The organism is Fontisubflavum oceani (assembly GCF_030407165.1).
Lineage (GTDB): Bacteria > Pseudomonadota > Alphaproteobacteria > Rhodobacterales > Rhodobacteraceae > Rhodophyticola > Rhodophyticola oceani.
Window position 1 is genome coordinate 1,086,163 of the sequence record NZ_CP129111.1, and the last position, 13,550, is coordinate 1,099,712.

The window sequence follows — 13,550 nt, forward strand, 5'->3', positions numbered from 1 at the left end:
CAGCCCCTTCTGACAAGAACGGCGCAGCGGATCTAATGGTTCGCGGTTTTTCGGATTTCTACAAGGATACACACCATGTCCCATTTTGACCCTAACGCCTTGAAAGAGGCACCTGCCCGCGCGATGGAAGACTTCGCAGACGACAGTCCTGCGCCCGCTGTCTTGATTGAGGTGGCACGCGACGGGCTGTCGGTGCGCAACGCCACCGGTACGATTGAGCTTGACGGCGATCGGGCGGCCAGCACGGACAATACATTTGAAGTTGGGTCTCAGACCAAGATGATGACATCGGTCATCATTCAGCAACTGGTTGGCGAAGGGGCGATCGACTTTGACGCCCCGCTGTCGGAACAAATGGATCTATCCGGTCTGGAAGGCATTCCCAATATCGAAGAGGTGACCGTGCGCGAGTTGCTGGCTAACCGGTCTGGCATCCCCGATTTCGATACAGTTCCCGGCGAAGGAGGCTTGCCCGCATTCATTGAACTGCTCTTAGCCGATCCAACTCAGACGTTGGGGCCCGACGGCATGTTGGCGCTTGTCGCAGATCAACCCGCCGACTTTGAACCTGGCGAAGGTTACGGATACTCAAATACAAACTACTTGCTTCTGCAAAAATTGATCGAACAAACGACGGGCGACAGTTTCGCTGAAGTGATGTCCGACCGTATTTTCTCTGTTGCTGGCATGGATGACAGCTCGATGAGATCCGAAGGCCAAACAGACGGTATGCTGCGGTCCTATGCGGAGCTTTTCCCGGGCGATGTCATCGACGTCACAGATGTACCCATAGATTTTGGTGCGTCTGGCGGCGTTGTATCGACCACTTTCAGACATGATCCGTTTCATGGACGCGTTGCTGGTCTCTCGCACGCTGCTGCCACCCGAGCAATTGGAAGAGATGCTGGACTTCCGTGCAGAGGATGGCACCCCAAGTCTGGATGGAGAAAGCCTTGGTCTGTCGTCGGGCATCGCGTATGGGCAACAATTCATTGGGTTCGCCGGCGGTACCCTGGGGACAAATACAGCGACCTTCCTGCATGTCGAATCCGGTACAATCTTCTCCATCGCGACCACCCATTCGGATGCGGAACCTACAGAATTGCTGGTCGCCGCCTTCGCCGAAATCTTCAATGATGATAACTGGGCAAGTTTCGATCCATCGGATGAGAGCTTTACGATTGCAGGCACAGCGGCCGAGATTTCGCTGACCGAGGATGAAGATGCAGCAGGCGGACCAGAAACCGTGTTGGAACTGGGCAACGCCAGCCTGACCTTTGAAGGCCGACTGGGTGATCTGGATACGGGTCGCTTCACCTTTTCGGACGGCTCGACGCTGTCGATCGGCACCGATGGTCGGGATGTCATCGATGTTCTTCGCCAAACGCCAGATGCAGCGCACAGCGACAACCAACTGATTGGCGGTGCTGGCAATGATCATCTTCGTGGTGGATATGGCGATGACACGATTGACGGCGGTGAGGGCAATGACATCCTGAGCGGCAATCAGGGCAATGACCACCTGAGCGGTGGCGCAGGGCGCGACCATCTGCGCGGCGGCAGCGGCGATGACGTTCTGTCGGGTGGCGATGGGACGGACATGTTGCGCGGCGGTGCTGGAGATGACGTGCTCGATGGTGGTGCCGGCCGCGATTACATGTGGGGCGGCGACGGGGCCGATACGTTTGTGTTTCAGCTCGACGCTGGCCAGGATCGCATCTTTGACTTTAGTGTTGGTGAAGACCTGCTCGACTTCTCTCAGACTGGATTGAGCTTCAGTGACCTTGAGATCAGCACACACGGTAGCTATACGCAGATCAGCTTCGGCGATGCCGAGATTTCCATCTTCGGAAACAGTTGTGAGCCCTTGACCGAAGACAGTTTTATCTTCTGAAGGCGCCAAAGTCATTTTTTGGGGTGCGCGCAGGTTATGCGCCCACCCGATCTATTATACGGATGGCCATCATTTCATGGACCCCGCATTGTTGAATTCCGAGCAAGAGTTGCTCCGCATAGCCGCCGCCGCCGGCCTGCTGGTTATGTCTGCCTTTTGCACAAATCTGCTTTTGCTGCCTGATCGGCATAGGCATCTCCGGTTGCCCCTGGCCCTCTTCTTTCTGGCCAATGTGGTCGAACTTCTGGCCTTGCCAACCTCGTATCTTCTCTCTCGAGATAACTCGGAGTTCCTGATCCTGCTGGTTGAGCTCGCGGAGGTCCCTCTGACGATGGTTCAGCCATTCCTCTTATGGCTTTACGTGCATCGCTTGACCAACGACCCGACCCGAGAGAGCGCAAAACCGCGCTGGATTTGGCATGGGGGTCCGATTGTGTTTGCCGTGGCTCTCTATGTCTACATCTTGCTTCTGCCGCCATCTTTGCAGGCGAGTCTGCAACCCGGCGTTGGCGATTTGGTGATTTGGCAGACCCTCGCCTTGGTCGGGCTCTACGGCGCGACAGCGTTGTTCTACGCTTTGGTGCCGATCTATGCCGTGCTGATCCTGCGGCGCCTCAGTCGATACAGAAGCCGCCTCAAAGACCTCTTCGCCAGCACGGAAAGCCGTGAATTGGCCTGGGCCTGGTGGCTGGCTGCGGCTGTCGTTGTGTTCTGGGCCTTCAACTCTATTGCAATTCTGGCGTCGGTGTTCGATCTGAGCTTCCCGGGGGCTGACGTTTTTGAGTCACTTCTGGCTGCGATCCTGCTCCGCTATGTTTTGATGTGGATCATCGCCCTTTGGGGTGCGCGGCAGAAGCCGGGCATTGTCGTACCTCCTGAACCGGTTCTGGCAGATGATGCTCAGACACCACCCATGCGGAAATATGGCAAGTCCGGGCTCGACGACACCCGGCTCGACCGGCTCGCCGGAAAAATCGAAGCGTTGATGGCGGACCAGCATCTCTATCTCGAACCCGATCTCTCCCTTTGGGATTTGGCGAGCCGGATCGGCGTGACCACGCATTACGCCTCGCAAGCGCTGAACGAGAAAATCGGGGAACGGTTTTTCGACTATGTGAATCGCTGGCGTATTCGCGATGCGACAGACAGGCTGCGCAACACCGACTCGACCATTCTGACCATTGCCTACGACGTCGGGTTCAACTCGCGCTCGTCTTTCTACGCCGCGTTCAAACGCGAACTTGGGATGACCCCGTCCCAATACCGGGCCAGCGGGTAGAGCGCTAACGGACCAAGGTTTATTGCAAGGCCGATTTTGGCATGTTGGCTCGTTATCGCGGCTTTACGTGGTCTTAGCGCGCGAGGTGGCTTCTATGCCGGCTTTGTGCTGGCCGTCACATAGTTCACGCTCAGGTCGCGGTCGGAGAGGCTCCAGGCCCATGCAATGGGGTTGAAGACAAAGCCTTTGCGGTCCACCGGCGTAAGGCCGGCGTTCGCGATGAGACCAAAAAGCTCATCAGGCGTGATGAATTTCTGCCACTCATGGGTGCCTTTCGGAAGCCAGCGCATCACATATTCTGCGCCGACAATTGCCATTGCGAAGCTTTTGGGGTTCCGGTTGATGGTTGAGCAGATCATCAGCCCGCCGGGTTTCAGGAGCTGCTGGCAGGCGGTCAGATAACCCTGCGGGTCGGCGACATGTTCGACCACTTCCATGTTGAGAACCACGTCGAACTGCTCGCCAGCCTCGGCCAGTGCTTCTGCAGTCGTATGGCGGTAGTCGATGTCCAGGCCGGATTGTTCTGCGTGGACCTGCGCTACGGGAATGTTGCGCTCGGCGGCATCTGCGCCAACCACCTCGGCCCCGAGTCGCGCCATGGGTTCCGACAACAGCCCGCCGCCGCAGCCGATATCGAGAATCCGCAAACCGGCGAATGGCATGTTGGTCTTTAGGCCACGCCCAAATTCGGCGGCGATCTGCGTGGTGATATAGTCCAGCCGCGTCGGGTTCAGCATATGCAGCGGTTTGAACTTGCCATGGGGGTCCCACCACTCCGCCGCCATTGCCTCAAATTTAGCAATCTCGCCAGCATCGACAGTTTGCGTCGCGGTGCTCATGGACTTCCCTTTCCGATCTTGGCACTGTGTCGGCCATGTCAGACCTTTTACAGAGGTCTATATAGGACGGCGATGGACAAATTCTCTGGCCAAAAGCGCGCAGCCGCGCATCTGTTTCCGCCGATCGATCCTTATGATCAGCGGATGCTCGACGTGGGCGACGGGCATCAGATCTATGTCGAACAATGCGGCAACCCCAAAGGGGCGCCGGTTGTGGTGCTGCATGGCGGGCCGGGTGGCGGATGTAGCCCGGCGATGCGGCGCTATTTCGACCCCGAAGACTGGCGCATCATCCTGTTTGATCAACGGGGCTGTGGCCGGTCGCGGCCCCATGCGGCAATCAATGCCAACACGACCTGGGATCTCGTCGACGATATCGAGCGCATTCAAGAAACTCTTGGCATCGAGCGTTGGGCGGTGTTTGGCGGGTCTTGGGGAGCGACACTTGCGTTGATTTACGCCGAAACCCATCCGCAATCAGTGGCCTATCTGGCGCTGCGCGGGGTGTTTCTGTCCACCGAGCGGGAGCTGAAATGGTTCTATGGTGGTGGCGCCGGGCAGTTTTGGCCCGAGCAGTGGGCGAAGTTTCGGAACATGATTCCGGAGGAAGAGCGTGGCGACCTAATCGCGGCCTATAACCGGCGGCTCTTTTCCGGCGATTTGATGGTCGAGACACGGTTTGCCCGGGCCTGGGCCAGTTGGGAAAACGCGCTGGCCTCGATGGATAGCGATGGCGGCGGTGGCGAAAGCCCGGCGGATTATGCGCGGGCCTTTGCGCGGCTGGAGAATCACTACTTCATAAACCGGTGTTTCTTGCAAGAAGACGGGCAGATTCTCCGTGATCTTTATCGCATCGCTCATATCCCAGGCACCATTGTGCAGGGGCGCTATGATATGATCTGCCCACCACTCTCGGCGCAGATGCTGGCCAATGGGTGGCATAATGGCCGATTGCAGATGATCAAAGCCGCCGGTCATGCCCTGTCAGAACCGGGGATCAGCCATGAGTTGGTCCGGGTGATGAAAGCCGTTGGACAGCGGCGCCGGAAATTCGGGCTTTAGCCGCGTTTCTGCGCCGGTCTGCGGGTCTCGCCGTCTAGGCCTCAAATCACTTTCATCAGTTTATGTTCCTGCGGTTGACGTCACGATCTTATGCAACAGTGGTGCGCTTAACGGGGTGGACCGGCCAAAGACCACCGAAGCTCAAACCAGCCTGAACTCCGTCAAAACCGCCTCATAGATCGGCCGTTTGAACGGGACGATTACATTGAGCAAATCCTGGCCGGTCATCCAGCGCCACTGCGAGAATTCGACATCTTTATAGGTAAGGTTGATCACCTCGTCGCCTGCGTCGAGCCGCATCAGATACCACATCTGTTTCTGGCCGCGGAACTTGCCGCCCCATCGTTTGGGGACAACCTCAAGCGGCAGGTCATAAGGCAGCCAATCGGCGGTCTGTCCCAGAAGTGTTACATGATCCGCTGCGACACCGGTTTCCTCACGAAGCTCGCGAAACGCGGCGGCTTTCGGCGTTTCGCCTTTATCGACGCCGCCTTGTGGCATCTGCCAGGCGGGCGTCTCCATATCGGCGCGTTGACCGGCAAAAACCAATCCGTCGGCGTTGATCAACACAACGCCGACGCAAGGCCGATAGGGCAGCGCCGCGATCTCGCCCGGCGTCATCGGCGGCTTACTGGCTGCCAGGGGCGAGCGCGTTCAGGCCGGTCAGGATGTCGATGGCATAGGCCAGTTGATAATCCTGATTGCGCAGCTCGGCGGTGGCTTCGGCCACGGCCTGCTCCTCTTCCAACTGACGGATTTCATCCTCGGTCAGGGTTGAGTTTTGCAGCGAGCCGCGCAGGCTGGCTTCTGTCCGCAGCGGTTGATCTTCGTCGGACACCTCCACCGGCTCCCGCTGTTCCACCAAGATGTCGGGGGCGACGCCAAGCGCTTGGATCGAGCGGCCGGACGGCGTGTAGTAGAGCGATGTCGTCAGACGCATCGCGCCCTCGCCTTGGAGCGGCATGACGGTCTGAACCGAGCCTTTGCCGAAGCTGTTGGTGCCAACGACGACCGCGCGGCGGTGATCTTGCAGGGCGCCAGCGACAATCTCGGAGGCCGAGGCCGAGCCGCCATTGATCAGCACCACCACGGGACGGCCTTCGATCAAATCGCCAGGTGTGGCGTTGAAACGCTCGCCATCGCCCGGCTCCCGCCCGCGGGTCGAGACGATTTCGCCCTGTTCCAAGAAGGCGTCAGAGACGCGAATCGCCTGGGTCAGGAGGCCACCGGGGTTATTGCGCAGGTCCAGCACGACACCGTCGAGATTTTCCAAGCCCCCGACTTCGGTCACCAGTTCTTCCAGCCCCTCTTGCAGGTTCGGATAGGTCTGATCGTTGAACGTTGAGACGCGCAGGATCGCCGTGTTGCCTTCAAGCCGGGTGCGCACGGCGGTCAGGCGGATGCGGTCGCGGACAATGGTGATGTCAAAAGGCTCGTCCACCTCTTCGCGCACGACCGTAATCACTATCTCCGAGCCAACTGGCCCGCGCATCAGATCCACGGATTGCTCTAGGGTCAGGCCCAGAAGCGCCTCACCATCCACATGGGTGATGAAATCGCCGGCCTCGACGCCAGCCTCCATCGCGGGTGTGTCATCCATCGGTGTGATGACGCGGACGAAACCTTCTTCCTGGGTCACTTCGATACCCAAGCCGCCAAATTCGCCTCGGGTCTGTACCTGCATCGTGTCGTAGTCGCGGGGGGCAGATAGCTGGAATGCGGATCGAGCGAGGTTAGCATCCCGTTGATCGCCGCTTCGATCAGCGCGGCCTCATCTACCTCTTCCACGTAATTGCCGCGGATTCGCTCGAAGATATCGCCGAACAGGTCAAGCTGCTCATAGACCGACGCGTTATTGGCGTTTTCCTGGGCGATCAGCGGGCCGGCGATTTGCGTCGTCAGCAGGATACCCGCTGCCGTTCCACCAAGGGCCGCCATGACAAATCTTTTCATAGAAACCTATTCCTCATCTCTTATTCAGTGATGAACCACTCGGTCGGGTCCACGGGCACGTTTGCTTCTCTTAGCTCTATATAAAGCGTTTCTGACAGGTCTCCGCCACCACCTTGCGCATTTGTGACAATCACGTTGTCGCTGGTTTCGGGCGCGCCACCCATCAATCCGATCGGGGCTGTGGGCGGCAAGACTTCACCGGCACGGACAAAAACATCGGCCAAACCCGCCAAAACCAACAAATAATCGCCGTCGGGTTCAAGGATCACGACCGTGCCGTAGTCGAGCAGCGGCCCGGCATAGCGCACGGTTGCGGGCCAGGGTGTGGTGACCATCGCTTGAGCTTGAGTGGCCAAAACGAGGCCCGGGCGGGTGATTCCGGCGGCATCTTCGTCGTTGAAGCCTCGCAAGACCCGACCCAGAACCGGCAGCGGAAGAGTGCCTTGCGCGTCGGTGAAGTCGGGCAGGTCAAAGCCGCTGAGGTCGGTCTCAGCAGGTTGAGCGCGCAGGCTTTCGGCAAAACTGTCGAGCGAATCGACGCTTTCCATCAATTGCAGCATGGCGTCGGTGTTAAGCTCGAACCGGTCGGGCAGAACACGACGGTCGGCGATGGCTTGCGACAGCTGCGACCGAGCGTCTTGTGCGCCGATTAACCCGGCGCTCAACTGCTCAAGCGCGCTGTTTTGCAGCGTCCGCAGGAGCGCGATTTCCTCAAGTTGCGCTTGTAGCCGGGCGGCTTCGCTGGCGATGGCGGGGCTGACATCAGACAAAATCATGCCAGACCGGGCGGTGCCGACGGGGCCGGAGGGGTGCAGCATCAACAGCGGAGCCGGCGCGCGTTCCATGGTTTGCAGTACCCCCAAGAGTCGGGCCAGACGGTCCCGTTCGGCCTCGAACACCACGAGAATGGTTTGCTCTCGTTGCGCGGCGCGGCGGATGCCTTCGCGGAGCGCCAGGAGTCCTTCTTCATAGGCCCGCACGGTTTCGGTGAGCGCTTCTACCCGGTCGCGGGCGCCATCGGCCTCGACAAGGGAGGTGGCGGCGGCATCCAGCATCTGCGCGGCGCGTTGCGCGGTCAGCGCCGGGTCGGATTGCGATAGGGTCAGGCTCGGCCAGGCGAGGCCGAGGATCAGGGCAAACCGGGCGGCCCAAGCACTCATGCGATCAGGCTTTCCCCGGTCATCTCGGGCGGCTGCTCCAGCCCCATCAGTTCCAGTAAGGTCGGCGCGAGATCGGCCAAACCCCCTCGCGCAGCGTGGCGCCCTCCGGCCCTCCGACGAGGATCACTGGCACCGGGCTCAGGGTGTGTGCGGTGTGCGTGCGGCCCGCCCGTTTGCGGGTCGATCATCACTTCGCAATTGCCGTGATCGGCGGTGACGATCATCGCGCCGCCGGCCTTTTCCAATGCCTCCAGGGCGCGACCAAGCCCTGTATCAACAGCCTCGCAAGCCTTTATCGCGGCCTGCAAATCCCCGGTATGTCCAACCATATCGGGGTTGGCATAGTTGACGACGATCAGGTCATAATCCGCCTCAATCGCCTCGACGAATTTGTTACTGACCTCAGGTGCAGACATTTCGGGCTGCAAGTCATAGGTCGCGACTTTGGGCGATTTCGGCATGTAACGATCTTCGCCTTCTTCCGGGGCTTCTTTGCCGCCGTTCAGAAAGAAAGTCACATGCGGGTATTTCTCGGTTTCTGCCAGGCGGAACTGCCGCAGCCCGTGTTTTGCGACCCATTCGCCGAGCGTGTTGGTCAGCTTCTGTTTCGGATAGGCGGTGGTCATATAGGCGGTGTGCTCGGTCGAATAATCGACCATGCCAAGGAAGGCCGCGAGCTTGGGTCGTGGTCCGGTGGCAAACTCCGCGAAGCCTGGTTCGCCGATGGTCCGGAGGATCTCTCGCGCCCGGTCAGCGCGGAAATTGAGACAGAAGACGCCATCGCCATCCTTGACGCCTCGATAGCCGCCCAGGACGGTGGGCAGAATGAACTCGTCGGTTTCGCCCCGTGCATAGGCGTCTGCAACCGCATCGACCGGGGTGTCCGCCGTCATCGCGCCCTGGCCTTTGATTATGGCGTCATAGGCCTGCTCGACTCGCTCCCATCGGTTGTCGCGGTCCATCGCGTAGTAGCGCCCGATGATCGTGCCGACGGGCGCCGTCACGGGCAGCATGTTGACCAGGGTTTCGATGAATGTGTCAGCGGAACTCGGCGGCACGTCGCGCCCATCGGTAATCGCATGGATCATCAGCGGCACACCCGCCTCCGTGACGGCCTTGGCCGCCGCGAGGATATGGGTCAGATGCCCGTGCACCCCACCATCGGAGACCACGCCCATCAAATGCGCGGTGCCGCCGGAGGTCTTCAGATCGTTGATGAAGGCCAGAAGCGCGGGGTTCTCAAAGAAACTGCCGTCTTCGATGGCCAGATCGATCATGCCGAGATCCATCGCCACAATCCGACCCGCGCCGATATTCGTATGCCCAACCTCGGAATTGCCCATCTGCCCGGTGGGCAGGCCGACATCGGGACCATGAGTGACCAAGGTTGCATTGGGACAGGTCGCCATCAGCCGGTCGAAATGCGGCGTTGCGGCCAGATGCGGGGCATTGGCTTCTGATGAGGGGTTCAGGCCCCAGCCATCGAGAATACAAAGGACAACGGGTTTTGGACTGCTCATATCCGTGGTTCTACGCAAGGCCCCAGGCCGGGGCAAGGATCAGACCCGATGATACGGGCTTCCGGCGAGAATTGAGGCGGCGCGGTAGAGTTGTTCGGCGAGCATGACGCGGGCGAGCATATGCGGCCAGACCATAGGGCCGAAGGAGATGGCCTTGTCGGCTTGGTCGCGGAAGCTCGGCGTGAGGCCATCCGCGCCGCCGATCACAAAGGCCAAATCGCCGCGACCTTGATCCCGCAGCCCAGACAATTGTGTTGCAAAATCGGGGGAGCTGAGCATCCGTCCGCGTTCATCAAGCGCCCAGATCGCGGCGCCCTCTGGGATGGCTTTCTGCAGCAACGCAGCCTCCGCCACCTGGCCACCGCCCTTTTTATCCTCGACCTCAACCACGCGAGCGGGGCCAAGGCCGAGCGCGCGCCCGGTCCGATCAAACCGCGTCAGATAATCGTCAATCAAATCGCGTTCCGGACCGGCCCGAAGCCGGCCCACGACGCAAAGATGTACCCGCATGTGCCGCGCTTATTGCGGTGCGGTTGTGCCGTCGGCGGGCATCCACATCTTTTCAAGCTGATAGAACTCCCGCACTTCGGGGCGGAAGACATGGACGATGATATCGCCCGCATCGATCAGCACCCAATCGCCGGCATCCTTGCCCTCCATCTTGCACCGCCGCCCGGTGACGGTTTTCAACCGATCCACCAGTTTTTCGGAGATGGCCGAGACTTGCCGTGTCGAGCGCCCCGTGGCGATCACCATGTAATCGGCCATGGACGACTTGCCGCGCAGGTCGATCTGCACAACGTCTTCGGCTTTGTCATCGTCGAGAGAGGCAAGAATACGCTGAAGAAGCTCTTCGCTTGTCAGGTCTTGCAGAGGCGCCTTGGGCGCCGCAGGTGCGGCTCTATTAGATGCCGCAAGGGTTGGTCCAGTCAGGACTCTGTCCTCCATATTGCGCGCCGTCAAAGGCCCCGACGCCGAGCCTGAGTCAAAGATAACATCGGCCTAGGGCGATCTCAACGGGGTCGCAATATTTGGGCGGGCCACGGTGGCGCAAAGGGCACGAGCGCCGTCTGGTGGACGTGCCGCAACCCGCTCAAGGAGAGAGAGTGGGGGCTCTCTCAGCCGGCCTGGGGGCAGACCGGCATCTCATCCAGATCGTGATCCAAGATCCCTCGAAGGCGCATATCGTCGATCACCGGCAGGAAGGGGCCGTCTGCTTCGGCCCGTAACTGGACGGACACCCGAGCCTGGCGGTCTGGTCCGTCACCGATCTGGCAGGGATCGATCACAAAATTGAATGTCCCATCGACGTCGATCTCTTGCGCCATCCAGCCCAAGATCATCCCCTGTTGCTCGGAGAGGCGGGCCTGATCTCCACGTGACAGGACATAGAGGTCGCCGTTTTCCGAGGGGATCAGAACATATTGCTCGCGCGAGATGGCCTCAGTTGCGGTGTTGACTGCCGCGAGCGTCATAACGGCCCCATCTTCGGGCAAGGCAACGCCATCGGGCAGCGTGACGAGGGCCGCAATACCGCGCGGGTCGGCTGTGAGCGGGTCCGTCGTGTCGGGGCGCGCCAAAGTGGTGCTTAATAAGATGGACAAGACAGCAATTGCGGCAATGGAGAGATGTTTTGGGTGCATTGAATATTTTCCTTACAAGAATCATTGTTTGCTGTATTACAGTAAGTAAATCGTGAAAGGAAAGAAGAAATGACGAAACGAGAGTTAGGTCGTATTGTCAGGGTCGCGCGGCTCCTCCATCTGGCAACCAGCTTTGGCTTACTCATGCTTCCGGTGATTCTGATCGTCGCCTTTGCCATTGATGAGATGGGCGTCGACGATATTCGCGACACCTATTCGGACTATGTTTTGCCGCCGGTCATCGGGCCCGGCCTTTATGGGATTATCTTGGCGATTGAGATGGTGTCGGTTGTTATAGCGGCTTACATCTTGTGGCAGATGCGAACACTCTTTGGGTTCTACAAATCCGGCGAAACGCTGAGCGCTCGCTGTGCTGATCGGATACTCCGGATCGGTCAAGGTTTGGTCACCGTCGGCGTTGTCGGTTTCTTATCGAATACGGCGATTGTGCTGCTCTTGACGATGGCAAACCAGGCCGGTTCGCGAACGCTTTCCTTAACCTTCACCGACGGCGATATCGGCTTCTTTTTGGCGGGCGGGTTGATCGTTGTGATCGGTTGGGTGATGCGCGAGGCGGTGCAGGTTGCCGAAGAGAACCGGGGGTTTGTCTGATGGAGATCATCGTCCGGCTTGATGTGATGATGGCACTTCGGAAGATGAAGGGCCGCGATCTGGCGGCGGAGATCGGCATCACCGAGCAGAACCTGAGCTTGCTGAAAAGCGGTAAGGTCAAAGGCATTCGCTTTGAGACCTTGGCCAAGATTTGCGAGGTCTTGGAGTGTCAGCCGGGCGACCTGCTTGAGGCCGCCCCGCTAAGCGATTGAGAGGCCCTTAGGCCGGGACCGTCGGACTCGCGAGAGTGGTGAAATGTTTCCGGCCCAATTGCCAGACCAACAAGATCATCCCCAATTGCAACGCGATGGCGATGCCCGAGATGGCCCAATAGGCGACACCGAATTTGGCCACCAGGCCCGCCGCCGCCAGGCCCTTGTTGAGCCAGAAATGGGTCAGCACCGAGAGTGCCACACCGGGGCAGACCAATGCGTAAGACCCGGCAGAGGCTGCGGTGCCCGAGAGGAACTGCGCTGCATAGCCGACGCGCGAAAGCACCATCACCCCGAAGAGCCCGAAAAGCACCTCGACCGACAAGAGCCGGGTCAACATCATCAGGGTTTCGCCGGCACCGCCATGAACATCGAAATGCACATGTAGCCCGTGATTCATCCGCAACATCGCGATGCCGATCACGGTCATCAGCGGGATCACCACCATGAGCGTCGGCGCGGCTTCGGTATTCACCCCATTCTCCATCATTGAGCGGAGGCCAAGAACGCCCGCAACAAGCGCGATCAGGACCGCCGCGATCATGAAGAAACTGGAGGCGATGATGCTGACGCCTGCGACGGTGGCATTGCCGGACATGGCCGAGGGGGCCGCCAGGCCGACGGCAACCATGGATAGCGCGAAGGCGGGCAGCATTTGCGCGAAGGAGTTATTCGTCTCGCAGCTGAACCCGCCCTGGGCCAGACGCGCGCCAACGAAGCCGCCCAACATCCGGAGCGCGAGGATACCGATCGCCAGGAATGTAATCAAAGCCAACGGGAACAGATATTCCACAACACTCCAGAGGCCGGGCACAAAGGTCAGGCCGATGATGAAGCCGACATTGACGGTCATTGCCAAGGCAAGCGGCATGGCGAGGATCGACTCCCTGCATTGGAGGCGGCGAAGGCCGCGTAGCCCTCGGACCGCCGGAAATCTGCGAATTGACGTAAGTTCCAGATCAGGAGTTTGACATTGAAGAAGGCGAAAAGCGCGATCCCCGCCATTGCGCCAAGCACCATGGTCTGCTGCAGGAGCGTGCCCTGGGTCATCAGTGCAAGGTTGTTTTCGAAGATTGGCACCGGCTGATCCGGATGCGGCACCCAGAACATCAGCCACATGAAAAAGGTCACCGTCAGACCGCCCGCGCCGAGCGAGGCGAGGAAGTAGAGCGGCGAATAGCGTGTGGACGCGAGAGTCATGATTGACACTCCTTATATTTGACGCTGCAAATTATATAAGTAAATCGGCCTTGGATACAACAGACACGCTGTCGCAGCCAATTTGACGATCCGATCCCGAAGACTCAGCCAGGATATGGTGCGATCACCGACCAGCCTGATCAGGGGCGAAGCAACTGAGGAAGCGGGGCGTGACT

General features: G+C 59.5%; 15 protein-coding genes and 1 pseudogene. 6 read left to right on the top strand and 10 right to left on the bottom strand.

The window, feature by feature from the left end; translation table 11 throughout:
* Positions 1-75: 75 nt before the first annotated feature.
* From QTA57_RS05520 to QTA57_RS05530, 3 genes are all read left to right on the top strand, one after another.
* Positions 76-1,137 (top strand): serine hydrolase domain-containing protein, encoded by a 1,062-nt coding sequence (locus tag QTA57_RS05520; protein WP_290154042.1) that lies wholly within the window; start codon positions 76-78, stop codon positions 1,135-1,137.
* Complete coding sequence (locus tag QTA57_RS05525) at positions 1,103-1,894, top strand: calcium-binding protein (RefSeq protein WP_290154043.1); 792 nt, start codon at positions 1,103-1,105, stop codon at positions 1,892-1,894. The genes QTA57_RS05520 and QTA57_RS05525 overlap by 35 nt, the downstream gene beginning before the upstream one ends.
* Positions 1,895-2,096: 202 nt before the next feature.
* Entirely contained in the window at positions 2,097-3,173 is a 1,077-nt protein-coding gene (locus QTA57_RS05530; protein ID WP_290154044.1) for a helix-turn-helix transcriptional regulator, read from the top strand.
* A 92-nt stretch (positions 3,174-3,265) separates the two neighbouring features.
* Here QTA57_RS05530 and ubiG read toward each other — a convergent pair whose 3' ends face one another.
* Positions 3,266-4,012 (bottom strand): bifunctional 2-polyprenyl-6-hydroxyphenol methylase/3-demethylubiquinol 3-O-methyltransferase UbiG, encoded by a 747-nt coding sequence (gene ubiG, locus QTA57_RS05535; protein ID WP_290154045.1) that lies wholly within the window; start codon positions 4,010-4,012, stop codon positions 3,266-3,268.
* Positions 4,013-4,084: 72 nt separating this feature from the next.
* On the opposite strand from ubiG, the gene pip reads away from it, so the two are divergent.
* Positions 4,085-5,074 (top strand): prolyl aminopeptidase, encoded by a 990-nt coding sequence (gene pip, locus QTA57_RS05540; protein ID WP_290154046.1) that lies wholly within the window; start codon positions 4,085-4,087, stop codon positions 5,072-5,074.
* A 141-nt stretch (positions 5,075-5,215) separates the two neighbouring features.
* Here the strand turns inward: pip and QTA57_RS05545 are convergent, their stop codons facing one another.
* The 7 genes and pseudogenes from QTA57_RS05545 to QTA57_RS05575 all read right to left on the bottom strand — a co-directional run bounded on the left by QTA57_RS05545 (position 5,216) and on the right by QTA57_RS05575 (position 11,311).
* Entirely contained in the window at positions 5,216-5,695 is a 480-nt protein-coding gene (locus QTA57_RS05545; protein WP_290154047.1) for an RNA pyrophosphohydrolase, read from the bottom strand.
* A 7-nt stretch (positions 5,696-5,702) separates the two neighbouring features.
* Positions 5,703-7,027: pseudogene (locus QTA57_RS05550) on the bottom strand (S41 family peptidase).
* A gap of 20 nt (positions 7,028-7,047) precedes the next feature.
* On the bottom strand, positions 7,048-8,187 hold the full coding sequence (locus QTA57_RS05555; protein ID WP_290154048.1) for a murein hydrolase activator EnvC family protein: 1,140 nt from the start codon (positions 8,185-8,187) through the stop codon (positions 7,048-7,050).
* Complete coding sequence (gene gpmI, locus QTA57_RS05560) at positions 8,184-9,707, bottom strand: 2,3-bisphosphoglycerate-independent phosphoglycerate mutase (RefSeq protein ID WP_290154049.1); 1,524 nt, start codon at positions 9,705-9,707, stop codon at positions 8,184-8,186. Before gpmI ends, QTA57_RS05555 begins: the two co-directional genes overlap by 4 nt.
* Positions 9,708-9,746: 39 nt before the next feature.
* The gene (gene rlmH / locus QTA57_RS05565; protein ID WP_290154050.1) at positions 9,747-10,217 is read right to left on the bottom strand and encodes a 23S rRNA (pseudouridine(1915)-N(3))-methyltransferase RlmH; all 471 of its coding nucleotides are present in this window, start codon (positions 10,215-10,217) and stop codon (positions 9,747-9,749) included.
* Between the two features lie 9 nt (positions 10,218-10,226).
* Complete coding sequence (gene rsfS / locus QTA57_RS05570) at positions 10,227-10,655, bottom strand: ribosome silencing factor (protein WP_145214056.1); 429 nt, start codon at positions 10,653-10,655, stop codon at positions 10,227-10,229.
* Positions 10,656-10,825: 170 nt separating this feature from the next.
* Positions 10,826-11,311, bottom strand: coding sequence for a hypothetical protein (locus QTA57_RS05575; protein ID WP_290154051.1), 486 nt, complete (start codon positions 11,309-11,311; stop codon positions 10,826-10,828).
* 183 nt (positions 11,312-11,494) lie between these two features.
* Here QTA57_RS05575 and QTA57_RS05580 point away from each other — a divergent pair, with 183 nt between their 5' ends.
* A complete protein-coding gene (locus tag QTA57_RS05580; RefSeq protein WP_290154052.1) occupies positions 11,495-11,962 on the top strand; it encodes a DUF2975 domain-containing protein in 468 nt (155 codons plus the stop codon).
* Entirely contained in the window at positions 11,962-12,174 is a 213-nt protein-coding gene (locus QTA57_RS05585) for a helix-turn-helix domain-containing protein (protein ID WP_171559985.1), read from the top strand. The genes QTA57_RS05580 and QTA57_RS05585 overlap by 1 nt, the downstream gene beginning before the upstream one ends.
* A gap of 7 nt (positions 12,175-12,181) precedes the next feature.
* Here the strand turns inward: QTA57_RS05585 and QTA57_RS05590 are convergent, their stop codons facing one another.
* Together QTA57_RS05590 and QTA57_RS18335 are read right to left on the bottom strand one after the other, a co-directional pair.
* The gene (locus QTA57_RS05590; RefSeq protein WP_407933507.1) at positions 12,182-13,132 is read right to left on the bottom strand and encodes a TsoY family (seleno)protein; all 951 of its coding nucleotides are present in this window, start codon (positions 13,130-13,132) and stop codon (positions 12,182-12,184) included.
* Entirely contained in the window at positions 13,024-13,374 is a 351-nt protein-coding gene (locus QTA57_RS18335; RefSeq protein ID WP_330696759.1) for a hypothetical protein, read from the bottom strand. The genes QTA57_RS05590 and QTA57_RS18335 overlap by 109 nt, the downstream gene beginning before the upstream one ends.
* Between the last annotated feature and the right edge of the window lie 176 nt (positions 13,375-13,550).